A 25,710-nucleotide genomic window follows, 5' to 3' on the forward strand; every position below is an offset into this window, starting at 1 on the left:
AAAAACCATAACTATGATAAAAAAATCCCTTCTTGTTGTAACGTTGATTGCCAGCTGCATATCCTGCAATACTAAATCAACCGATACGACTGACACGCGTGCCGTAAGCGTAAAATTTGATTCCATTCTGGAAAATTATTACGAAGACGGACTAAAACTCAACCCCATCAACGCCACAACTTCTGGCGATATGCGCTTCAATGATCAATTCCCTAATTTTCTTTCTGAAAATTACCGGGATAGTCTCAAAAGCTATTATGAGCGCTATCAAGATGCAGCGCAGGACATAGATAAATCCGCATTAAGTGCTACCGAGCAACTTTCTCAAAAAATCCTATTGTGGGAATGTGAATTAAACCTAGAGACCCTTACGTTTGACAAAGATAAATACATGCCTATAGATCAAATGTGGTCTGTAAACTTGTTTATGGGACAGCTTGCCAGCGGTGCGGGTTCTCAGCCTTTTAAAACCGTACAGGATTATGAAAACTGGCTCAACCGCGTAGATGGCTTTCTGGAATGGCTCAACACTGCGGAAGCCAATATGCGCAAAGGAATGGAAAAAGGTTATGTACTGCCTCAATCGCTTATCAGAAAGGTCATCCCTCAAATGGAAGCAATGACTGATGAAGATATGGAAAGTCATCTTTTTTATGGGCCTGTGCTTAATTTCCCGAAAGATTTTAGCGCTGCCGAAAAAGAAAGAATAAGCGGTCAGTTTGAAGAAATGATAAGCCAAAAGGTGATTCCCGCTTATCAGGAAATGCACGATTTCCTGAAATCAGAATATTTGCCCAAAGGAAGGGAAAGTAGCGGAATTAGTGATATTCCTGGTGGTGCCGATTATTATGACCATCAGATAAAACTTTATACCACCACAGAAATGAGCGCAGATCAAATTCATCAACTAGGTCTTGATGAAGTGGAGCGTATTTCTTCAGAAATGGAAAAAGTGAAGGAACAGGTCGGCTTCGAAGGTGATTTGATTGCCTTTTTTAACGATGTTCGGGAAAATAAAAAATTAATGCCTTATAAAAGTCCGAAAGAAATTATTTCCCATTTCAATGAAATCAAAAGTACCGTAGAACCCAACCTGGACAAACTTTTCAGCATTAAACCTAAAACCGCTTTCGAAGTACGTCGTACGGAAGAATTCAGGGAAAATTCTGCGAGTGCAGAGTACAACCCTGGTTCGCTTGATGGTACGCGCCCTGGTATTTTTTACGTTCCGGTACCAGACGCCGCCGCTTATAATGTATATGGCGATGAGTCTTTATTTTTACACGAAGCGATCCCAGGCCATCACTATCAAGTCTCGCTTACACAGGAAAGCACCACCTTACCAGAATTTAGAAAAACCCTTTGGTACAGTGGCTATGGTGAAGGCTGGGCATTATACTCAGAATCTTTGGGCAAAGAACTCGGTCTTTATACAGATCCCTATCAGTATTTTGGTATGCTGGGAGCAGAAATGCACCGTGCCGTGCGACTTGTAGTTGATACGGGATTGCATAGCAAAGGCTGGTCGCGCGAGAAAGCGATACAGTATTCCCTTGATCACGAAGCAGAATCCAGAGCCAGCGTTACTGCTGAAATTGAGCGTTATATGGCGAATCCAGGCCAAGCGCTTTCTTATAAAATTGGCCAACTTAAGATTCAGGAATTGCGCGATCGTGCAAAGGAAAAGTTGGGTGCAGCTTTTGATATTCGGGAGTACCATACACAGGTTTTGGAAACTGGTGGTATCCCTTTGGCGTTGTTAGAAGAAAAAATAGACAAGTGGATTGATGAAGGCAAACATTAGTGGAATAGCCGGAAAGTTTCCTAAACCAGACCTAATCCATATTAACAAAAACTGAATTGCTCGATTTTTGGGCTGTTTTTTCGCCTATTTAATCGCTTTTGGACGTTACCCTGCGGGGTCGGGCTTTACGTTGCAATCTTTTTATTCGTCCCTCACAAAAAGGCCTCCTTCCCGGAGGGGCATGCAAAGTCACTACAATCCCTAACGCAAAACACATTTCAAACTAGGGCCGCTTTTTTGAATGTTACGATAGGTATAGAACTTACTTCTGGTTCCCGCAGCATAAAGCCCTCCCCCCTTTCGAGAAGTGCGGGAATGGTTTTACTCCAGCCGCACGCTGCGAACAGATAGATCATGTTGCCGTTGCTGTTCTTGTTCGTTCAGATATGGACCTATTGAAAACTGGAGCGCTTCCGCATGCTCCAGTACAAAATTTCCTGAATTTGTGTGTTCAAAATAATAAGGCAAAAAACCAGGATAAGGCCGCGGCAAAGTCACGGTCTTAACCGGTTTTAGATCACTTAAAGTAATCGTGTACTCTTCTTTTCCCTCAGAAAGTGTGATGGTCTTGCCGTACGCGGCACCATTTTTTAACAGCAGCGCCACTTGCAGTTTTTCGGGTTTTTCAGATAAAGATTTCGCCTTTATAATCAGTTTCTCTTTTCCTTTTAGCAGTTCTTGCTGCTTTTCGACCTTCTTATTAAAATTATATAGAAACGAATAATCGTAGATAGAATCACCATTTTTGGTCAGGGTTTCCTCATTTACGAGTTTTTTGATACGGAATACATATTCTGCTTCGCCCGGCACATTGGTAGGTACCAACTCATTTTCTGGCTGCCAACCCCTAACGAGATTTTTAGAATCCTGTGCAGCGTTAAAGAGGTAAACGGCCCCTAAATTATCGCGTACGGGTATTTCGTAAGTGTCTTTCGCATAAAAATCCCAATCGCCCGGTGACCCTTTAACGCCTGCCGGAAATGTGTAAGTCCCTTCTGCGGTCTGCACAATGATCCTATACTTTAAAAACCCAGGTCTTAGCACTTCCGCAGGGACTTTTGCCGAATATGAATATCCTTTTTCATTGTTCAGATCTATGGCTTTGTACATATTCCCATTTTGCAGATAAGCCTCTACCCTATTTATTTTGTATTTGGAAACCATGGTTGCAGATATCTCAAAATTTACCGTATCATGAATCATTCTTGCTGGTTCGTGATGCACGTAGGTTTGATTTACATTGGTTTTTGGTGCGGTAAATTCATGAAGTTCCAAATTGCCTATCATCTTTTTTTTATCGCTGTCATAATTGGTATTTTCTGCCTGTAATAAATATGTTCCCGGTAGGATTTCAAAGCTGTTTCCTGAAATTTCAGGGTTAAAATCGTTTCCTTCATTTAGGGCATTAATGCTGAATTTTTGACCTAAATCGGGCAATTTCACCTGCATTTGCCTTGTTTTCCATTTTATTACGGCCACTTTCTTCTCAACGCTATTACTGCCAAAGGGATTGCCTAACATAATGGCATCGGGCAGTACTTCCAAGCGCCAAAGGCCGTTTTCGAGCTTATCTAAAAAGTATGCCCCCGTACCGGAATAAACAACAACTTTAGAATCTCCAAAACCGGCTAAATGTTGCAGTTTTCTGGGCGATTTTAGGTCGAATTCATTTGAATTTGTATAAATAAACTCTTCTTCGGTATTGTATATAGACAGATTTTTATCATAACTGATGGAGAAATCTCCAAATTCCAAATTGGTGGGAAACGTGCCATAATCACTATCCATGGGGATTTCATGAAAAATCCGGGAAGCGATCGCCAGCGCCAGCGCTTTTTGCGGCGTGTAGGCGAGGTTCATATAATGCGTATCATATTCTGTATTTGCAAAGGCCATAAAGGTGGGGTCGTAGGCAAACTGCGTGGCCAGCTGTATTCCCGCTTCGCGGAAACTGCGCGCCATGATAGGGTACGTATAATTTTTCAATACATCGGCAGAATCAAATTCATAGACAATCTTTGCCGCGTTGTGTTTTTTAATCACATCATCAAAAGGGATGGTGTATTCATTAACGTTGGGGACTAAATTCCCTTCCAGTTCTTTCCCAAAACCCAGCCCGGTAGGATACCATTGAAAAGTCCCACCCTGAATATCAGCATTAAAATAAGCCTCTTCAAGCGCAATACTGTGGCTTACATTATAAAAAATAGGTTTTTTGGTACCTGTGCTTCGCATGGCAGTGACCATTTTTTGAACAAAGTCTGTTACCTCTTCCGGTGTTCCGGTGTGGTGCGGCTCGTTGCTCACTTCAAAAGCGATCAGGTTGGGCTCGTTTTTATATGCTACGCCGGTATATTGATTTTTGTGGTCTAGAAACTGGGCCAGATAATTTTCCTGCGCCTTGATCGCACCAGGGTCTGTCAGGCTGTTTTCCTTACCATATTTGTTTGTAAAACCAGGCGTGTTTTCATCAGGTTCGGGCCAGCCATTTCCCCAGTACGCGATGGGCGTAATTACAAAATTAATGTCGCGTTCTTTAAGTTTTTTTATCAAATAATCAAAAAGCTCCAGATGCTCATTTTCGATCAAATTGCCCAGACTATCACTTATTTCGGTATCCCAAACGTGCACACGGTACAAGTCAAAACCCAGGCGTGCAAAGTGATACACATCGTTATCTATGGCCTGCTTTATATCTATATTCAATTTTTGCGCGGTACGATAGGCGTGGGCAAAGGGCACGGTATAATTGGTACCAAAACCATGTACCTCCTTTTTAGTGCCGCCCCAGCGCAGAACGCCTTTTTTATCGACAAAAACGTCCTGTTTTTCTGCCGCTTTCTGGGCAAAAACAGTGTTTGATTGATAAATACCGAAACAAATAAAAGCGAGGATTAAAAATGTTCTCATAAAAAAAGTTTCCTATTTAAAATTCAAAGTTCAAAAGTCTATTTAAATTACCGGAACAAAGGTTAAAAAGGATTAAACTTTTCTGAAATATTGAATGCTGAGATAGGAGTATGCCCACCGTATGTTCAAATTTAAGACAATGAAATCTTAACTTTGAACATGGGCAACCTTCAAACGTTCCCAATGAGAGTATTTATTTCCAAAAAAACCTCGAAAATAGCCGGTTTTAAGGATTTTTTAATTCAATTTTTAAAAATTATATAATGACAATTATTGTAGTACTTGTAGTTTCCGGAGCATTATTACTGGGTGCTGCCTGGGGGATTTATGGTTCGCTTTCTGCAGCGACCGAAGGTTTCCTGGTAGCCCTTGCCGGGGGTGCACTGCTGGTCTCCTCCATTTTAGAACTTATAAAACCCTCCATTGAACAATCTTCCCTGGGTGGGGCTATGGCAGTGGTATTTCTGGGCGCGGCCGTTTTTACCGGACTCGATTATATGGTAAAAAAGAAATTTGGATCTGAAAGCGGCGGCGGACTACTGGCAGCGATAACCCTGGACGGTATTCCAGAGAATCTTGCACTCGGTGTAGCGCTCATTGGAGCAAGTCCACTGGCGGTCGCAGCACTATCTGGTTCTATATTTCTTTCCAACCTTCCCGAAGCGGCAGGCGGTGCTAAAGAAATGACGTCCAGTGGAACTTCAAAATCCAAGGTTTTTTGGCTTTGGGCAGCGACTGCAGTCCTGCTTTCAATAGCTGCCATTGTGGGCAATTTACTTCTGGACGGTACCTCTAAAGAGATCCTGGCCTACATTCGCTGTTTTGCAGGTGGCGCTGTGGTAGCCTCCCTTGCAATCGAAGTTTTCCCCAAAGCTTTTAAAGAAGATAATTACTGGGCAGGGATAGCAACAGCCATCGGTCTGGTGCTGGCTTTTATATTGAACAGTTTTGGAGAATAATTACCGTTTTAGCGATAAAAACAGTCCATTTTAAAGCCAAATCCACCGTTTTTTACATTAAAAAGAGCGCTTTTAGCGCTCTTTTTTGTTGATAATAACCAAATTTTATATTCAGCAAAATATCTTATTTCGTTGAAAACTTAAATGAAGTCGTGGTAGTGTAGGTCTCTCTAGGATTTAAAACTGTTGTGGGAAATTCGGCTTGGTTGGGTGCATCTGGATAATGTTGCGTTTCCATACAAAAACCGGTACGCTGGGCATACATTTCCTTTTCACCGCGCTGGGGAAGCGTTCCGTCCAGAAAATTACCTGTATAAAATTGTATGGCGGGCTCATCTGTCATAACTTCCATAAATCTCCCGGAAGCTTCATGATATGCCGAAGCTACTTTGCGCATACTGCCCTGATCATTTAATACCCAGCAATGATCATAACCCCCGGCAATCTTGAGTTGCTCATTCTCGGCATTTACTTCCTTAGCGATAGCTTTTGCCTCCCGAAAATCAAAGGGCGTTCCTTCTACATTTCGTAATTCCCCGGTAGGGATCAACGTTTCGTTTACTGGCAAATAGGTATCTGCAGCTATCATGACCACATGATCTGTAATAGGTTTATTAAAATCCCCTGAGAGGTTAAAATAAGAATGTTGTGTTAGGTTGATTACCGTTTTCTTATCTGTCGTGGCCTCATACTTTACTTCTAGTGTATTATCACCTTTCAAGGTATAGATTACGGTAGTTTTGAGCGTGCCGGGATATCCCATTTCCATATCCTTGCTTGTATAGCTAAGTTTTAATGAAGAATTATCAGCTTCTTGAGGCATTTCTTCAATTTGCCAGAACACTTTATCAAAGCCCTTATCCCCGCCATGCAAACTATTGGGTCCATCGTTTACAGGCAATTCATATTCTTTACCATCTAGCGAAAATTTACCGTTCGCGATCCTGTTTCCGTAGCGACCTATAAGCGCGCCAAAATAGGGGTTGTTTTCCATGTATTGTTCCAGGGAATCAAAACCTGTCACTACATCCTCAAAATTTCCATTTTTATCTGGAGCTTTTAAATGGGTAATGCGGCCACCATAATTAATAACCGAAACTTCCATACCCTGTTCATTTTTCAAGGTATATTCCGTTACTTCCTGTCCGTCAGGCATGGTTCCAAAAGATGATTTTTCTATCGAAATACCCTCTTTTTCTACCGGTTTTTCGGCATTTTCAGTTGTTTTTTGCTTGTTTTCCCCTTTACAATTTACGGCTACGGCAGCAACAACAACCATAAAAAGCATTGTAAATAAGCAATTATATTTTCTCATATTCATTAGTTGGTTTAGGTTACATTCCATGCTGAAAGAGGTGATAATAAGCCTCGTTTGCATGCAATTTATCTTTAAAGTCCCTTACGCGGGTCTGCTCATCGATCACTAAAAGTTCAATGCCTGCGATTTCGGCAAAATCTTCCATAAATTCTGTAGTTACTGCCTGGCTATAAACGGTGTGGTGCGCTCCTCCTGCGAGAATCCACGTCGTTGCAGCAATATCCAGATTCGGTTTGCAATCCCAGAGTACACGTGCAACAGGCAGATTAGGCAATTCCTCTTGCGGTTTTACCGCTTCAACTTCGTTAACGATAAGTCGGAAACGATTACCCATATCAACAAGAGATGCATTGATAGCGTTGCCAGCAGGCGAGTTAAAAACCAAACGCACGGGATCTTCCTTCCCACCTATTCCTAACGGATTTACGATACAGGAAGGTTTTACATCTGCGATGGAAGGACAGATTTCCAACATGTGCGAACCCAGAACATAGGATTTCTCTGGTGTAAAATGATAAGTATAATCTTCCATAAAAGAAGTACCGCCATCCAGGCCAATGGCCATAACTTTCATAGCACGGGTAAGCGCGGCCGTTTTCCAGTCACCTTCACCGCCAAAACCGTAACCATCTGCCATAAGACGCTGTGTTGCGATTCCCGGTAATTGTTTTAGTTCGCCAAGGTTCTCAAAGGTATCTGTGAACGCTCCAAAACCACCTTCTTCAAGAAATGCCCGCAGACCGAGTTCTATTTTAGCGGCTTCAATAAGGGACTGGCGTTTATCACCATTCTCTTTAAGGTTTTCACCCAAGGTATATTCCTCTTCATAGGTTTTAAGAAGGTCATTTAAATCAGACTCCTGAATTTCATTTATTTTCCTGACTACGTCTGAAGAATCAAAACCGTTTACGGTAAAACCGAAACGCATCTGCGCTTCCACCTTATCACCTTCGGTTACCGCTACTTCCCTCATATTATCACCTATACGGGCAACTTTCAGGTTTTGGAACTCATTCCATCCCAGTGCGACACGGGCAAACACGCCCAGTTTTGCCTGTACGCGGTCGCTTTCCCAATGACCCACGACCACCTTGCGGTTTTTGCGCATACGCGTCATCATAAATCCGAATTCGCGGTCACCGTGCGCAGACTGATTGAGGTTCATAAAATCCATATCAATCTTATCCCAGGGAATCTCTGCATTGAACTGCGTATGTAAATGACAAAGCGGTTTTTTGATCAGACTAAGTCCTTTTATCCACATTTTAGCCGGTGAGAAAGTGTGCATCCATAAAATAACACCAATACAGTTCTTGTTCCCGTTAGCCTCTAAACAAACATCTGTGATTTCATTAGGTTTGGTAACTAAATTCTTGCAAACCAATTTTACCGGTATATGTGCCGATTTATTGAGTCCCTGGGTCATTTTCTGAGCATGTTCGGTAACTTTCTGCAAAGCCTCCTCGCCATATAAATGTTGACTTCCAGTGACAAACCAGACTTCGTATTGGTCAATATTGTACTCCATAATTAATTTTTGCGTATTGAATAAATGAGTTTAAGAGAAATAGATGTAGATACCCAGAACCGCTATACAAATAAAGGTACCTGCAGGCTTCAAATATTTCCAAGGATTGATATTCACCTGGTTGGTATACTCTTCAATATAATCAGTCTCCCTTGGATAAAATTTGCTAACTCCAAATAGAATGGCCAGTACAAGCACGAAAATGATACCCATGATATGTAGGAAATTCGGGAAAGCATCTTTTGCAATAAAGGCGAGTTGAGCAGGATCAGACACACCAGAAAGTTCTGCGGTAGAAACCGCTTCCCCTACAAGGATCGGTTTTATGATATAAAGGGCTATTAAATAGGTCACGACTGCAAACACAATCGAAATATTTGCAGCCTTCCCAGATACGCGTTTTGAAAAATAACCCACCAGGACAATCGCTAAAATGGGAACACTAAAAGAGCCGTTAAGTTCTTGCAGGTAATTGAAAATACCACCTTCAACGCCATAAAGAAGAGGCGCGATCGTCATGGAGAATACCGCCAGGAACATACCGAAAGTTTTACCGGCACGTACGACCTGCTTCTCTGAAGCGTTATTGTTGAAATATTGCTTGTACAAATCCAATCCAAACAGGGTAACGGAACTATTTAAGGCCGAATTGAAAGAGCTCAAAATAGCCCCAAAAAGCACCGCTGCAAAGAAACCTACAAATGCGGTGGGCAATACTGCCTTTACAAGCATGGGATACGCTTCATCAGCATTTGTCAAATCTCCATTAAAAACCTGAAAAGCTATGATACCGGGCAATACCACGATAATGGGCCCCAATATTTTTACAAAGGCAGCCAGACAAAGTCCTTTTTGCCCTTCTGCGAGGTTCTTGGCACCCAGTGCGCGCTGAATAATCGCCTGGTTTGTTCCCCAGTAATAAAAGTTTACGATCAACATACCGGTAAACAATGTAGTCCAGGGCACTGAGGAGTTGGGTCCACCTAAAATATCAAATTTTTCGGGCAGGTTTGTGGTTAGTACGTTCATCCCATCAATGATGTTGCCATCACCCACGAACATTAATCCAAAAATAGGTATCAAAAGTCCGCCTATAATAAGTCCTACCGCATTGATCGAATCTGATACCGCAACTGCTTTAAGACCGCCAAAAATGGCATAGATACTACCTATAATCCCAATACACCAGACGGTGACCCAGAGTGCCGTTTCAGGATCCATACCCATACGTTCGGGCAAGTCAAACATGGTGTTGATCGCCAGTGCTCCAGAGTATAAAACCGTAGGTAACATTGAAATCGCATATGCCATTAAGAATAGGATGGACACAATCGTTTTCGTAAGTTTTCCGTAGCGTTTTTCCAAAAACTGTGGAATGGTAGAAATACCGCCCTTTAAGTATTTAGGCAAGAGCACAAACGCGGTGAAAACCATTGCAATTGCTGCAAGGACTTCATAAGCGGCGATCAAAATACCTTCACTGAAAGCAATACCGTTTGTACCAACGATCTGTTCTGTGGAAAGGTTCGTTAATAAAAGGGATCCCGCAATTACGGGACCGGTCAAACTCCTGCCACCTAAAAAGTAGCCGTCTGAAGTTGTTTCATCTGTTTTCCGAGAAGCAAAATAAGAAATAACCGCCACGAGCAAGGTAAAAGCGGCGAAGGTAATAAGTCCCATAAAGTACGTATTTATTTATTGATTAAGTTGTTTTTATTGTCCATAATATGCATCTTTCCCGTGCTTGCGTTCATAATGTTTTTTGATAAGGGAATCTTTTAAACGCGGGGCGTTGGGATTAATTTGTAAAGTCAGGAAGGCCATTCGAGCAACTTCTTCGAGTACCTTACTGTTGTAAACTGCTTTTGCCGCACTGGGGCCCCAGGTAAACGGACCGTGATTTCCCAGCAACACCATTTGAACTTCCTCATAGGAAAGTCCTTTTTTTTCAAAACAATCCAAAATCTGTATACCGGTATTGTGCTCGTAATTGCCAGATATAAGCTCATCTGCCATTGGAGGTGCGCAGGGAATATCTGCCGTTAGATGATCTGCATGGGTGGTACCAAAAACGGGTATATCCATCTGAGATTGTGCCCAGGCCACGGAATATGTAGCATGGGTATGGGCAATGCCGCCTATTTCTGGCCAGTTTTTATATAGAAATGCATGCGTTTTTGTATCAGAAGATGGACGCATGGCACCCTCTATAATCTCATTATCAAAATCAACGATTACGATATCTTCCGGTTTTAAATCTGCATAAGGAACACCACTGGGTTTGATTGCAAAAACCTTGCGCTTACGATCCACCGCGCTAACGTTACCAAAGGTGTAGATTACTAAGTTAAGGGCATCAAGCTGCATATTTGCCTCGTAACACTCTTGTTTTAAATCCTGATAATTAGAATTCATATCACTATTGGTTTTTTTTCTGTTGATTTTCTACAAATTCACTTAAACCTTCATAAGATCTCAGCAATTTACTATAAATTTTTATGGCATCTGGTTCTGGTTGATATTCTGCTTCAAAATCGCTACCCATATGTTTACCCGCGGTAATCACATCCTCGTAAATTCCTGCCGCTACCGCAGCATAAATGGCTGCTCCAAGTGCTGGCGCCTGATCAGATTCGGCAATTTTAATAGGCCTGTTGAGAACATTGGCCAGCGTTTGCATGATAAAGGGAGACTTTCTAGCAACTCCACCTATACCTATAACGGTATGAATGGCCACCCCTTCTTCTTCAAACCGCTCTACAATCTTAAGTGCTCCAAAGCAGATCGCATTGACGAGCGCCTTAAACATATGTGGCGCACGTGTACCCAGGTTCAAACCACTAAAGGCACTTTTAAGTTCCTGGTTAGCATCTGGCGTTCTACGCCCATTGATCCAATCTAAGGCCGTTGGAATACTTTCAGATAACGGTACTTCCTCGGCATCCTGAGTCAATTTTTTGATAAAATTAGCCGAAATCTCCTCTTTTAGGGCTGTTTTTTGCTCTTCAGAAAGTATTTTAGAGGAAAGAACAAGTTCATCAACGGGCCACATGAGCACATCTTTAAACCAGGCCAATAAATCACCAAAAGCAGACTGACCCGCTTCTAAACCTACCAGGCCTGGGATCACAGAACCATCTACCTGACCGCAAATACCACGTACCGTATTTTGACTTATAACATCCTTAGAAGCCACAATAATATCACAGGTTGAAGTGCCCATGACCCTTACGAGCGCATGCTCTTCAATTTTTGCGCCTACCGCCCCGGCGTGTGCGTCAAAAGTACCAACGGCGACAATAGTTTCTGTGGTAAGTCCCAACCTTTCTGCCCATTCTTTACTTAGTTTACCGGCAATCTCATTAGAGGTAAAGGTTTTTGAATAAAGTCTATCGCGCAATTGCGCTAGATAGGGATCAAGTTTTTCCAAAAAAGAAGCTTCCGGAAGTCCGTCCCAGGCTTCATGCCACATCGCTTTGTGACCGGCAGCGCAACGGCTTCTTTTAAAATCGGCAAGACTGGTTTTTTCTATAATGGAAAATGTCATTAAATCGCAATGTTCCATCCAGGAATAAGCGGCTTCCTTAACTGCGGCATCCTCACGGGCAACATGTAAAATTTTTGCCCAGAACCATTCTGACGAGTAAATCCCACCTTCAAATTTTGTAAAATCCGTACCGTCCCAGGATCTTGCTAGTTCGTTGATTTCATTGGCCTCATTAATTGCTGTATGGTCTTTCCAAAGCACCATCATCGCATTTGGGTTTTCTTCAAAGCCAGAAACCAACGCAAGGGGTATCCCCTCTTTGTTGACAGGAACTGGTGAAGAGCCTGTAGTGTCTATGCAAATTCCCTTGATTTGTTTAGGATCTACTTTACTCCTGGAAACTATCGCCGTGATTGTCTTCTCAAGCCCTTCAATATGATCTAATGGATGCTGGCGAAAACGATTTTCTGAAGGGTTACAGTAAAGACCTTTCTGCCATCGTTTATAATAGCTCACTTCGGCTTCTATCTCCTTACCGTTTGCTGCATTGATTAAAACCGCCCGTACGGAGTCTGATCCATAATCTAGCCCTATAACAAAATCACTCATAAATTTTCTCTTTATTGACAAACAAAACTAACTATTTACTTCTTAAAATGTAAAAAATACATTTAATATTACAGTTAGAGTCTATTTTTTAAATGCAATTCTAACCACATTCAATGAATACGGAGCTAGTGTTTGTTTGCTGGTACTACCTTTAACAGAAATAGCTTTTGTTACCGGACTAATCTCTTCTTGAGAATCAAAAGAGTTTTCACTGGTCAAACTATCATCGCGTAAAACCTGAACCGTACCCTGGCTTTTTACTTTTTTACCCTCAAAATTCAGAACGATTTCCTTCGGTTTATCTGAAGTATTGACCATCTTTAGAACTACTTCATTAGCTTCGGAATCTAAAGTTGCCGATGCGAATAGATCATCCTGTCCGGTTAGTGACATCCCATCCTGAGTAATAGAAATAAGATCTGTTCCCCTGTTTGTTGCATACAACTTTTGTACGTAATAGTTGGGCGTCCCATAGGATTCCAAGTTGTTGAACCAGATCATATCTGGCGTCCATTGCCATCCTTCTGCATGCGCCATTAAGGGAGCATAAGAAGTTAATTGTACGACTTCTGCATTGCGCTCCAGACCGGTCATAAAAGCGGCCTCCGCCAGTGCGGTATCCCAGTTGTTTTTGTTCTCTGGACTCGCAATCGCAACACTTTGGGCTGCATATTCACCGGCAAAAATTTTAGGTCCGTTACGGTCATAGCTGTCATAACGCGTTGCATTTTCCTTAAACCATTGCGGACTCTTGTAATAGTGCTCATCTATGATCTCTGCGCCTATTTTTTTCAATTCTTTCATTCCGTATTCAAAATAATCACCTTCAGGGAAAGGACCGCTTCCAGAAACAATGATTATATCAGGATATTTAAATTGGATAGCCTCGTTGAACACTTTATAACGCTCAATATATTCAGGGCCCCACTGCTCGTTACCTACGCCTATATATTTCATATTGAACGGTTCGGGATGACCCATATCTTCACGAACTTTGCCCCATGGCGTATCTGTAGATCCGTTTGCAAATTCAATAAGATCCAAAGCATCCTGTACGTAAGGCTGCAATTCATCCATAGGCACCAATTCCCCCGTGTTAAATTGACAAGCGATACCGCAGCTTAAGATAGGAAGTGGTTCTGCACCCAAATCTTCAGACAACTGAAAGTATTCAAAAAAGCCGAGTCCAAAGGATTGATAATAATCTGGTGTCAACCGGTGCTCAAATTCCGTGTTCCAGCGGTTTATCAGATTGGGACGTTCTTCTACGGGGCCCACGGTCTTTTTCCACTGGTAGCGACGTGCCAGTGTACGACCTTCTACGATACAACCCCCTGGAAATCTCAAAAATCCAGGGTCCATATCAGCCAAAAGCTGTACTAAGTCCTTACGTAACCCGTTTTCACGACCTTTCCAGGTATCCTTTGGAAATAGCGAAACCATATCAAGACCCAACTCGCCAGTACCTTCAAAAGTTAATTTTAAAGAACCTTTCATCACGGTTTCATTCGGAATAAGCTCTGCTTTATAGCTGGCCCATTCTGAGCCGGAAACAGGAATGATTGCTTCTCCAATACTTTTCCCCGCATCGTTTAATAAAGTAACCGTGACTGACGATACATTGCCCTGCATCTGTTTTGCATCAAAAGTAAACCGGTATGCCTCGCCTTCTTTGATCCCCATACCACGGAAACCTTCATTGTGAAGTTCATAGCCTTCCGCGTTTTTGACCTGCACCCTTATAAAATTTTGGTTTGCATCCCCTTCAGCATATTTTACCGGTAATGCGTAACCTGACTCTTCATTAAATGAATGCCGATCGCTGTTAGGTTGGGTCCAGCCCATCATGGGAAGGGTAAATTCAAATGAACGGTTTTTTATCATTTCTGCATACAAACCACCATCTGCGGCAAAGTTTATATCTTCAAAAAAAATACCGTACATGGTAGGCTGTATGGGCGCTATGGTCTCATTCATGTGCACGGTTAATTCTTGCTGTGCATTTATGGGATTACTACCTATCAAAGTAGCCGTTATGAAAGCAGCTACCCCTGCAGTTCTAATACGTTGATTGATCATACTGTGAATTTTATTCGCTGGTTTATATTTTATCTGCTTTTATACTTAATAAACGTACGCCGTAAATTCCAGCAGTTACTGAATTTTTTAAAGCTTCAAAACGCACGTTTATAATCTCTTTGTTATTGATTATATCATTTGGCAGTTCATAGTCTATATAAAAGAAGGTATCGCCTTTATCTCCGTTGAGTTCTTGCTGGGCAATGATCTCGCCGTTGACCAGGATGTTGAATTTTCTATTATCATCTTTTCCATAATAGCGTACGCGCAGGGATTTTGCTTTGGCATCCTTGTTCTTAAGATCATAACTAAACCAGCCTGTAGCATCTCGCCAGTGAAGGTTTTGATTGATCCCACTCGCTGAATTTTCTGATTTAAAGCCGTGATCTGATTCTGGTTGTTGTTCACCTGGGGCTACATAATCAAGGCTTATCGACCTTAAATAGCTTTCCTTTTGCTGTTGTTCTTTCAGCTTGCGCTGCATTTCTGCAATACCCGCTGCCGTTTCATTCTTAAAATATATAGAATACCGCTTTTCATGGATCTTGTAAAAAGGCTGAAGTACCAGTTCCTTATATTCTTGTGGATAAAACAGTTCTTTTGCGGTGAATTTTAGAGGTTCTCCCGAGATTGGTTTGATCTTGTCCAGAATACTTTCCTTGTTTTCTGATTTGAATACTGGTGCTTCGGTCATGGGTAAAAAGGGGCCATCAGCAATATGTCCACCACGACTGTCGTCAGCAAAAAGTCCGTCTTGATTGTCTGCACCTGTTACCGCTGCCAGTACTATGGGACCATATTTAATAGAAATATAGCCTGATTCATCTGGGATTTCTTCCAGGCTCAAATGCATGGGTAATTCCAGTTTTATGCGATCCCCTTTTTTCCACTTCCGTTGAAGCGGAATGTAAGAACCGGGAACTGCGGCTATTTGCTGAAGCTTTCCGTTCACAAAAACTTTTAATTCTCCTGCTTTCACCCACTCCGGATAACGAAGCATCAACGTAGCCTGAGTTTTATTTTCGCTTTCCCAGATGATCTGGGTCGAAGCTTCATCCGGGAAGTTCGTTTCCTGAATCAATGAAGCTTTCTTTTCTTCCCAATCCACTTTAGACGGAATGAATAAATTCACGTAAAGTTTGTTATCATGCTTTGCGTAAATAAGTTCGTTATATTTGGTATGATTTTCCATCCCAGAACCCACGCAGCACCAGAAACTTGTTTCCGGTTGAGAATACACCCGGTAATGTCCCGGCCGGATGGGTGTGAAATACACAAAACCGCCCTCAGGATTTTGCGAAGATAAAATGTGATTATAAAGTCCGCGCTCGTAAAAGTCGATATACTTAGGGTCAGCAGAATCTTCAAAGAGCATTTTGCTCAGCTTGAGCATATTGTAGGTATTACAAGTCTCCGGACCCTGCTCGCTACGCAATACTTCAGAAAAATCATCTAAAGGATTAAAATGCTCGCGCACACTGTTACCGCCAAAACTCAGGGAACGTTTTGAAGTCACATTGTTATAGAAATTAGAGGCTGCATCATGGTATTTTTTTGCATCTTCCAACTGGCTGATTCGTTCAAAACCTATAAATTTTGGAATTTGCGTATTCGCATGCATTCCGGTAAGGATATCTTCATTTGCAGCTAAAGGATCCAGAAGTGCATGCTGGGAAAAATCTTCGGCTAATTTTAGATATTTTTCATCCTTTGTAATTGAGTAGACATCTGCAAAAACCTCATTTAAGCCTCCGTGCTCAGATCTTAACATATCCTGTATCTGCGCAGAACTTAGATTTTTTGAAACATCAATAAACCAATCTGTTAAAGCTATAAGCATTTCTTTTGCCAGTGGACTTTTAGCATGTACCCACGCATCCTTCAAGCCCGCAAAAGTCTTGTGAATATTATAGAGCGGTACCCATTTGTCATTGAGGCTAAAACTCCCTGCGTTTATTTTACCTGCCGCAATGTCTTCCCATAGTTTTTTACTTCCTGGAACACCTCCTATATAGCCATTGCCATTAGCCTGTTGAACCCGTTCTAACTGGCTCAGGGTATACTCAAATAACTCCTTTGCTTTTTTATCTCCGGTAGAGGCATAATACATGGAGAGCGCCGAAATATAATGTCCTGCCGTATGACCGTCAAGACCAGAATTTTCCCAATTGGTGTATGATTCTGCTTTGGGCTTTAGCCCGGCTTCACGTAAAAAGGGAAATAGAAGTCGATCAGGATCCAACTCCTGAATATATTTAAAATCAGTCAGGGCAGCGTCTTTAAAAACCCCATTGGTCACAGCTACCTGATCAAGTGGGATCAAAGAGACTTCTTCCTGCGCGTTGAGCGCACAAGAACAAAAAACAAACGCAAACAGTAATTTACTTCTCATCTTATTTCAATACATTAGTTTTTAAACTGGGCCAACCTTCAGTATCCCAGGCTAATTCTGAGATCTTGAGTTTTGGCGCACCGTTTTCATTGGCATCATAGGCATGAAAGAAGATATAGTCCTTTCCATCAAAGGTATATGTGCTGTTGTGACCAGCTCCGTACCAATTTGCGTTTCCTTCTATAAGCAACGTCCCGCCACCCTGATTAAGTTCTTTTCCATTTTTATCTATGTAGGGACCTGTTACGCTTTTTGAACGGCCTACCACCACTTTATACGTACTGTTCTCACCGCGACAGCACAAATCCCAGGATAAAAATTGATAATACCACCCATTTTTCTTAAAGATAAAAGGAGCCTCTAGAGCGGCATTACCAGGATCTGCATCTGCCAGATCAAATGAGCGTTCCCTTCTCGCTATCGTGTGCCATTCCTGCGGCTGGGCAATGGATTTTAAATCTTCGGAAAGTTTTACCATTTTCAGTCCGTCCCAAAAGGAACCAAAGGCCAGCCATGGCGTATTACTATCGTCAAAAACCAGATTAGGATCAATCGCGTTCCACAGATCCCTGTTAGGGACTGATTGAATGACGATACCCTGATCTTCCCATTTATATGCTGGATCGCCAGCGTCTAATGTAGTATTGATCGTTAAACCTATCGCAGACGTATTTTTTCCAAATGCGGAAACCGAATAGTATAGATAATATTTTCCATCATGTAATGTAATATCAGGTGCCCATATATGATTGTTGAAGTCTGCTGAAACACTATCTGCCCATACAGGTTCTTTTTCAAAAACCTGAGGCTCAGGTTTCCAATTTTTAAGATCTGGCGAACTAAACACTGAGATGCCACGACCCGTACAGAAAATATAGTACATATCACCCTGTTTTATCGCTACGGGATCGTGAACACGAATCTGCTGTGAAATGCTACAATTGGCCCAAAACAGCCCAAAAATGACTAAAAACCGGTGAAAAATGATCGATTTTCTCATAATTTAGTTATTGGTATGGATACCTTCGGAAGTCATTACGATACGTTTAATCGTCCCATCTTCATTGTAATACAAGCGGTCCACACATACCGAACGGTGGTAACTGCTTCCATGTGTAGGTATGCTGCCGTTGTGATAAACGAAATACCATTTATCATCAAATGAAATGATGGATTGATGGTTAGTATTGCTATTGCCGGCAACCTCGTTGATTATACCTTTGTACTCCCATGGGCCTATAATGGACTTTGACATCGCATAGGCTGTTTTCTCCGGAAAATCGTAGGCATATGATAAATAATACCAGTCATCACGTTTGTGAATGTATGGAGCTTCGGTAAATTTTGGAAGGTCGATAGTATGTATAGGCCCATCCATCTCGATCATATTTTCCTTGAGTTTGACATATTTACAAACGCGATTTCCCCAGTACAAGTAAGGAGTCCCATCGTCGTCAATAAATACGGTAGGATCTATATCATCCCAGCTGATGTCTGTTTGGATAGTCATATCATTTGTGATCAGCGCCTTCCCGATGGCATCTTCCCAGGGCCCTTCCGGACTATCAGCGACCGCAACGCCAATGGCTTTGCCAGGATGTGTATCATCGTGTTCTACGGTCACAAACCAGTAAAATTTTCCCTCTTTTTCAACAACTTCTGCAGCCCAGGCAGAATGCTTTGCCCATTCAAAATCTGTTGGTTTTAAAGGTACGGGATGCTCTTTCCAGGTTACCATATCTTTAGAAGAATAGAGCAGCCATTCGTTCATTAAATAATCTTCCTTGTCCTCTGGGGCCTGATCGTGCCCGGCGTAGATGTAAACACGACCATCATGAACCAGGGCTGCAGGATCTGCCGTGTATTTATCGGTAACTATAGGGTTGTTGTAAGAAGATTCCAGGGTTTCAAAAAGCGTATTCCCACGCGCTACATCAACATTTTCTTGCTGCGCTGATATGGGTTTTGAAATACTAAAAAGTGTTCCAAAAACCAAAACAGAAAAGAATGAATTCTTCATAATTTAAATTAATGAGTTAAAATTGGCATCTATACCTTATATATTAAGGTGTATTCCTCTCTATTTACCCTCAAGAACCACTACTGAAAATGGAGGTAATTCTATTTCTAGGTTATCTTTTTTCATCTTGACGTTTTTGAAATCCCGAGGTGTAATGGTTTCTGGTGATTCAAAAGTATTGTGATCATCAAGTGTTTTTGCAGTAAGAATCCTTGCCTTAATATCTTTAAGTTTTAAAGCACTTAAATCTATGGTAACAGTATTGGTTTTCTTTGAATCAATATTCACCAATGATATATGAACATTTCCGATAGAATCTTTAGAAGCAGAAGCATTGACCGCCGGAAGCTTTTTGTCATCATAGGTATAATCTGGAGTATCCATTTCAATAGGAATGAGCTGTGCATCCTGATGTACATTGTACATTTTCATAACGTGGTAGGTGGGAGTCAGAATCATCTTTTCTCCTTCGGTTAAAATAACTGCCTGTAATACGTTTACCACCTGAGCCAGATTTGCCATCTTCACGCGTTTTGCATGGTTGTGAAAAATATTAAGGGTCATACCTGCGATCATCGCATCACGCATGGTGTTCTGCTGGTATAAAAAGCCAGGATTTGTATCTTCCAGTACATCATACCAACCGCCCCATTCATCTACAATAAGGTCAACTTTACCATCCGGGTCATATTTATCCATAACTTCAGTATGCTTGGTAATAAGTTCTTCCATCAACCAGGATTGCTGCATGGTTTTAAAATACTGATCTTCAGAAAACCCTATAGATGGCCCTTTTGCAGCCCAATCAATCACAGAATAATGATGCAATGCAACACCCTGTAACAAGTTGTGCGGAATATCGCGCATTAAAACTTCGGTCCAGTGATAATCGCCATCACTCGCCCCAGATGCAATTTTGTACAGGCCTCCTTCAAGTCCTGCATCAGACATGAAAGTGGCGTACTTACGATATACATCTGCGTAGTATTCAGCCCTCATATTACCACCACAACCCCAGGCTTCATTACCGATACCCCAGAATTTAACGCCCCACGGCTCGTCACGACCATTTTCTTTTCTCCAGTCTGACATAGGGCTTACACCTTCATAATTAGTATACTGAACCCAATCTGCCAATTCCTGAACCTCACCACTACCTACATTACCTGATAAATAAGGTTCTGCATTAAGTTCTTCACAAAGGTTTAAAAAATTATGTGTACCAAAGCTATTGTCTTCCGTCACATTGCCCCACCATGTATTGACAATCGTAGGGCGCTCACTTTGCGGGCCCACACCGTCTTTCCAGTGATAGGTATCCGCAAAACACCCCCCTGGCCAGCGTAAATTGGGAATCTTAAGATCTTTAAGTGCATTGATAATATCAATACGTACCCCTTCGGTATTTGGAATATTACTTTTCTCCCCCACATACAGTCCGTCATAAATACAACGGCCTAAATGTTCTGCAAAATGACCATATATATTTTTATCAATAGTTGGCGCCTCTTCTGAGGGCATAATTTTTAGTGAAGCGTTGCCACCCTGAGCATTGAGGAAAGGAGAGAATAAAAGGGCCATCGCTAGGGCTAAGGCCGTGCGTAATACATGTATCATAATTGGTTTTTTTTGAGTGAATTCTATTAATGAACCCAATCTCTACTTCTATATACGTATTTGAAAAGAGATCAGCGATATTATAGAGGGGGCAGAAAGTTATTAAAAGTTTGCAACTTTTAGTTTGCTGAATTTGGTTCTAAATTAGGATTAATATCTAAATCACGCTGAGGAATGGGTAGATATTCACGACCCGGGCTAAAGCTGATAAATTCAGGATCATTAGCACGAAGTCGTTCCAATTTTTCAGGGTCACTTAACCATCCCCATCTTCTAATATCGTGAAATCTAATGCCTTCTAAAGAAAATTCAAGTAGCCTTTCATGAGCTAACTGATCTCTCATTTCTTCTTGAGACATCCCAGGCATTATTTCTGAAAGATCAGGGAGATTTGCCCTGTCCCTAACTTGTTGTATATAGTCATAGGCTTGTGAAGTCTGTCCCAATTCATTTAAGGCTTCAGCATACATTAAAAGCACATCTGCATAGCGCATTAACCGGTAATTAATTTCTGACAATTCTACGCTTCCCTGACTTTCTGTACTAAATCCAAAACCATCATGAGTATATTTCCTGGGATATAAGGCATCCAGGGCATGGGGCCACTCTGGATTGGTATAAACACCTACGGAATTAGCCTCAGGTTCATAAGAGGCGATGGTCACTAGAAGACGCGAATCTATAGAATCATTAACCGTTCGTTCTTCATTGTAAGTATTGTAAACGAAGTGACTTGGTAAGAAATCAGAATATCCATAACCATCCATTGCATAAGTATGACCTACGGAAGAAACCTGCTTCCATGACGCGGAAGGTTCACCTCCATAATTGTAAACCGTACCACCCACTTCATCTGCACTGGCGAATTGCACTTCAAAGAGTGACTCTGAATTATTTTCATTAAAAGGACCAAAATTGTCTTGATAGTCACTGACAAGACTGTAAATATTGATAGGACCTTCTATAATTTTTTGAAATTCAGCTGCGGCAGCACTCCAATTCTCTGTGTACAAATAGGTTTTTCCCAAAAATCCGGTTGCGGCTCCTTTAGTCGCCCTTCCCACCGTACCAGCATCAGGTCCTGACACATCGTTATAACTTACAGGTAACATTTCTTGAGCAGCAGTAAAATCGTCAATTATCTGTGTCCAAATGGCTTCGCTGGTCGCCGTGGGCGCATTGTATTCTTCAGTATTATCAGGCACTGTTATAACCAGTGGCACTCTATCAAAGTTGATCTTAAGATTGAAATATGCCAGACCTCTTAAAAAATATGCCTGCCCTAGGACACGTTCCTTCAAGTCCTCGTCCATTTCAATATCCGGTACGTTTTCTATAACTTGATTTACTCTGAGAACTTGCTGGTAATATGCGTCCCACATCCATTGAATAGGTGCAGACGTAGGCAAGGCGGTAAAATTGGATATTTGCTGTAGATCTACCCATGGTGTATCAGCCGTCAGATCATCTGCCCTTCCATCTGTAAGAATAGGAGTCATGCGCATATAATAACCATCAATCAAAAGGCTGTTATAGGCAGCATTGATGCCAGCTTGCGCTTGATCAGCATCTGCCCAGTAAACATCTGAGGTAATACTGTTAGGATTTGCCAGGTCCAAGTCGTCATCACAACCTATAAAAAGGGATCCTAGGGCAATTGAAAATATTATATAAAATGTCTTCATAGTTCTTTATTTAAAATGAAAAATCTACACCCATCATAATTGTTCTGGGTCTCGGGTATGTACCATTGTCAAAACCTGGTTCAAATACTCCTGAATTAAAATCAGGATTAAATCCTTTGTATGCCTGAAACGTATATACATTTTGAAGGGTTGCGTAGATTCGGGCAGATTGTAAAAAATTCTTGTAAAAATTTTGAGGCAGTGTATAACCCAGAGATATTGTATTTAAGCGTAAATAATCGCCTTTTTGTAACCATCCCGGGCGGTTGGAATCCCTGGCATTACTATTGGGGTCGTCAGCTATAACCCTTGCTATATTTGTATTGTTGTTGTCAGGAGTCCACCTGTTCAGAAGGTCTTCATGACCATTAATATAACCCGTAGATATCATTAATGAACGATACAACCTACTATTTATATAGTATCCAGCCGCACCCGATGCAAACAATGTGAAATCAAAATTTTTATATCTTGAAGAGAAATTGAGACCGTAAGTGACTGATGGTGTTGCGCTTCCTATAAAGGTACGGTCATCCGCGTTGATGACGTCATCTCCATTTAAATCTGAGAATTTTACGTCTCCCGGAGCTGTAGCAACAGTTTGGAATGGACTATTGGACACTTCATCTGCACTCTGGAAAATACCTTCATAAACAAAACCAAAATGCTCCCCTATTTCCCTACCTACCTGAGTTCGAGATCCTGCCCCATTTATGGGTTCATTATTTCCTCCCAGTGCAAGTACTTCATTTTTGATAGTACTGGCATTCGCTGAAAGATCAAAGCTAAAATCTTCGCCTTTTGTGTAATGATAAGTTGCTTCAACATCAAAACCGGAATTTCTTAATTCTCCCGCATTTCTTAAGAACGCCTGGTTAACCGATCCTGTAGAACCGGCTACTGGAACACCTACTAGCACATCTTCAGTCTTTTTATTGTAATATTCTACAGATAAGTCAAAGCTATTGTTGAATAAACTGGCATCCAGACCAATATTTAATGAAGCTGTCGTTTCCCATTTTATACTGGGATCAACCAGAGATGTTTGTAAACCTCCAATTACCTTACTCCCATTAAAATTGTAAGGAACATTGCGATTTATATTTGCCAGATAAAGATAATCCCCAATATTCTGATTACCCAATTCACCATAACTAGCCCTTAATTTCAGTTGGTTTACTACTTCCTTCGGAATATTAAAGAAGTCCTCGTTAGAAAGTCTCCAGCCAAGTGCCAAAGAAGGAAAAGTTCCGTACTGATTTTCAGGTGAAAAACGGGATGAGCCATCCCGGCGTACTGTAGCCGTAAGTAAATAACGGTCATCAAAATTATAATTGAGTCGACCAAAATAAGAAGCAAGTGTGCTATAGAATTCCGCCCCCGTGACCGTTTGGTTAATACCATTAGAAAGAACAGGTTTGTAGGGTTTGGGCAAATTTTCTGAATGGGCACCACGGTTCACAGTAGAATTTTTCTGGTAAGTTTGTCCCAGAAGAAGTTCTACCCCGTGCTTACCAAATTCCTTACTATAATTTAAGGTATTCTCTACAAGTTCTACAGTAAATATATCAGAATCATCATCTAATAAAGAGCGTCCAGAACCAAAAAAATAACCCATTTCAAACTCAGGTACAAAAGAAAAACGTCTTACGTGCGTCTTATCATAACTTAGGTTCAGCTTGTAAGTTAGTTTATGGCCGTCCTTATCCAGTAATTTAAGTTCTGGGTTTATGATCGCAAATGTTCTATCAACCTCAACGGTATTGGTAAAAAGACTGTTGATACCGGGAACATTCAAAACAATTTCTTGATGAATCTGTGAGGAAGTACCGGCATAACCACCTTCATTATTTTCATCATATATCCCCAGTGTGGGTATTGCGGTTACTAAATCATTGATGAGCGGGGGTCTACCACCTGTAAGGACATCACTCCTAAAAGTAAGGGAGTTTTCAAAACTATGCGTATAATATAATGAAGGGGACATTTTGAAAATACCTTTTTCAATTACCAAGTTCACCCTTCCCGAATAGCGCTCGTAATCTGGTCCATTACCTACAAAAACACCCTCATTTTTAAAATAATCTGCTGATGCATTATAGGTGATATTCTCCCCACCACCACTAAAATTGAAGTTATGATTTTGACGCGAACCCGCCTTTAGGCCTACTTTTTGCCAATTTGTATTGATATTATTAACATAAAGAGGGGAATTGGGATCATTACCATCAATTAGCGGCTGACCTGCATTGAGTCTTTTTTCATTTGATATCATCTGATAATCCTCCCTACCCAAAACGGGAATACGCTGCGCTACTTCATCAATACCATAATAACCGCTGTATCTTATAAGTAAAGGTGTATTCTTTTTACCTTTTTTTGTAGTGATTATAATTACACCGTTAGCAGCTCGCGAACCATATATCGCTCCGGCAGAAGCATCCTTTAGTATTTGGATTGATTCAATATCATTTGGGTTAAAATCCCGTATAGAAGTTCCTACCGGAACACCATCTACCACATATAATGGTTGATTGTTGCCAAAAGTAGCTACCCCACGTATCTTCACGTTGGCAGCAGCACCTGGCTGACCGTCTGCTACTACGGTAACACCAGCTGCCCTACCTTGTAATAGCTGAGAGACATCACTATTGGACACTTTTGTCATTTCCTCTGCCTCCACCGAAGTAACGGCGCCAGTCACATCCGCCCTTTTTTGAGTACCATAACCTACTACGATGACTTCCTCTAAAGAAGAAGCTTCTTCGTCTAATGCAATGTCTAGATTACTTTTTCCATCGACAGGAAATTCCTTCGTCTTGAAACCTATATAGGAGAGAATTAATATATCGTTATCGCCAGCTTCGATAGTAAAATTGCCATCAAAATCTGTTACCGTTCCTTCAGTTGTTCCCTTTATAAGAACGTTGACTCCAGGTATGGGTGTTTTATCAGATGCTGAAACAACTATACCGGTGATAGTTTTGTCCACCTGGGCTTTAGCACTCAAAAATGGAACTAAAACGATTGCGTAAAGAATAATGTTATTTTTAAACAAATGTCTAAACACGCTCATGTAAGCTAAGAGTTGGTTTTGCGTCATATCGTTTGTATTTAATTTTATAAGTGTATTTTTTACATTTCAAATGTAAAGAAAAAATCTGTGATATAAAATTTAAATTTGAGAATTTTGAATTAAATATCCTATTCTGTTGTCAATAATGTAGTTTCTAACATCCATTTTATTAATATTGACGAACGAAGCTATGTTCGAATTTGTATAATCCATATATTAGCCTTTT

At 41.2% G+C, this 25,710-nt stretch carries 15 protein-coding genes; 2 read left to right on the forward strand and 13 right to left on the reverse strand.

What is annotated here, in order from left to right; translation table 11 throughout:
- Positions 1 to 13: 13 nt before the first annotated feature.
- Positions 14 to 1,804, forward strand: a complete 1,791-nt coding sequence (locus P162_RS00585; protein ID WP_031425194.1) for a DUF885 domain-containing protein — start codon at positions 14 to 16, stop codon at positions 1,802 to 1,804.
- Positions 1,805 to 2,125: 321 nt separating this feature from the next.
- Here the strand turns inward: P162_RS00585 and P162_RS00590 are convergent, their stop codons facing one another.
- Positions 2,126 to 4,714, reverse strand: coding sequence for a cellulase family glycosylhydrolase (locus P162_RS00590; RefSeq protein ID WP_051907704.1), 2,589 nt, complete (start codon positions 4,712 to 4,714; stop codon positions 2,126 to 2,128).
- Between the two features lie 263 nt (positions 4,715 to 4,977).
- Here P162_RS00590 and P162_RS00595 point away from each other — a divergent pair, with 263 nt between their 5' ends.
- Positions 4,978 to 5,673 carry a ZIP family metal transporter gene (locus tag P162_RS00595; RefSeq protein WP_031425196.1) on the forward strand — a complete coding sequence of 232 codons (696 nt, stop codon included), beginning with the start codon at positions 4,978 to 4,980 and terminating at the stop codon, positions 5,671 to 5,673.
- Positions 5,674 to 5,797: 124 nt separating this feature from the next.
- Here the strand turns inward: P162_RS00595 and P162_RS00600 are convergent, their stop codons facing one another.
- From P162_RS00600 to P162_RS00655, 12 genes are all read right to left on the reverse strand, one after another.
- Positions 5,798 to 6,994 (reverse strand): aldose epimerase family protein, encoded by a 1,197-nt coding sequence (locus P162_RS00600; RefSeq protein WP_031425197.1) that lies wholly within the window; start codon positions 6,992 to 6,994, stop codon positions 5,798 to 5,800.
- A 13-nt stretch (positions 6,995 to 7,007) separates the two neighbouring features.
- Positions 7,008 to 8,519: an L-arabinose isomerase gene (gene araA / locus P162_RS00605; protein WP_031425199.1), complete on the reverse strand. Its 1,512-nt coding sequence runs from the start codon at positions 8,517 to 8,519 to the stop codon at positions 7,008 to 7,010.
- 30 nt (positions 8,520 to 8,549) lie between these two features.
- Entirely contained in the window at positions 8,550 to 10,199 is a 1,650-nt protein-coding gene (locus P162_RS00610) for a solute:sodium symporter family transporter (protein ID WP_031425201.1), read from the reverse strand.
- A gap of 33 nt (positions 10,200 to 10,232) precedes the next feature.
- Positions 10,233 to 10,934 carry an L-ribulose-5-phosphate 4-epimerase gene (locus P162_RS00615; RefSeq protein ID WP_031425203.1) on the reverse strand — a complete coding sequence of 234 codons (702 nt, stop codon included), beginning with the start codon at positions 10,932 to 10,934 and terminating at the stop codon, positions 10,233 to 10,235.
- Between the two features lie 4 nt (positions 10,935 to 10,938).
- Positions 10,939 to 12,615: a ribulokinase gene (locus tag P162_RS00620; RefSeq protein WP_031425205.1), complete on the reverse strand. Its 1,677-nt coding sequence runs from the start codon at positions 12,613 to 12,615 to the stop codon at positions 10,939 to 10,941.
- 81 nt (positions 12,616 to 12,696) lie between these two features.
- Positions 12,697 to 14,694, reverse strand: a complete 1,998-nt coding sequence (locus P162_RS00625) for an alpha-L-arabinofuranosidase C-terminal domain-containing protein (RefSeq protein ID WP_031425207.1) — start codon at positions 14,692 to 14,694, stop codon at positions 12,697 to 12,699.
- 22 nt (positions 14,695 to 14,716) lie between these two features.
- Positions 14,717 to 17,086 (reverse strand): glycoside hydrolase family 127 protein, encoded by a 2,370-nt coding sequence (locus P162_RS00630; protein ID WP_031425209.1) that lies wholly within the window; start codon positions 17,084 to 17,086, stop codon positions 14,717 to 14,719.
- Position 17,087: 1 nt separating this feature from the next.
- Positions 17,088 to 18,086 (reverse strand): arabinan endo-1,5-alpha-L-arabinosidase, encoded by a 999-nt coding sequence (locus tag P162_RS00635; RefSeq protein WP_031425211.1) that lies wholly within the window; start codon positions 18,084 to 18,086, stop codon positions 17,088 to 17,090.
- Between the two features lie 3 nt (positions 18,087 to 18,089).
- Positions 18,090 to 19,106: a glycoside hydrolase family 43 protein gene (locus P162_RS00640; protein WP_031425214.1), complete on the reverse strand. Its 1,017-nt coding sequence runs from the start codon at positions 19,104 to 19,106 to the stop codon at positions 18,090 to 18,092.
- A 60-nt stretch (positions 19,107 to 19,166) separates the two neighbouring features.
- Positions 19,167 to 20,723 (reverse strand): alpha-N-arabinofuranosidase, encoded by a 1,557-nt coding sequence (locus P162_RS00645; RefSeq protein ID WP_031425215.1) that lies wholly within the window; start codon positions 20,721 to 20,723, stop codon positions 19,167 to 19,169.
- A gap of 119 nt (positions 20,724 to 20,842) precedes the next feature.
- Complete coding sequence (locus P162_RS00650; protein ID WP_031425216.1) at positions 20,843 to 22,408, reverse strand: RagB/SusD family nutrient uptake outer membrane protein; 1,566 nt, start codon at positions 22,406 to 22,408, stop codon at positions 20,843 to 20,845.
- Positions 22,409 to 22,418: 10 nt separating this feature from the next.
- Positions 22,419 to 25,511, reverse strand: a complete 3,093-nt coding sequence (locus tag P162_RS00655) for a SusC/RagA family TonB-linked outer membrane protein (RefSeq protein ID WP_035916704.1) — start codon at positions 25,509 to 25,511, stop codon at positions 22,419 to 22,421.
- Positions 25,512 to 25,710: the final 199 nt, after the last annotated feature.

The organism is Flavimarina sp. Hel_I_48, from assembly GCF_000733945.1.
Lineage (GTDB): Bacteria > Bacteroidota > Bacteroidia > Flavobacteriales > Flavobacteriaceae > Leeuwenhoekiella.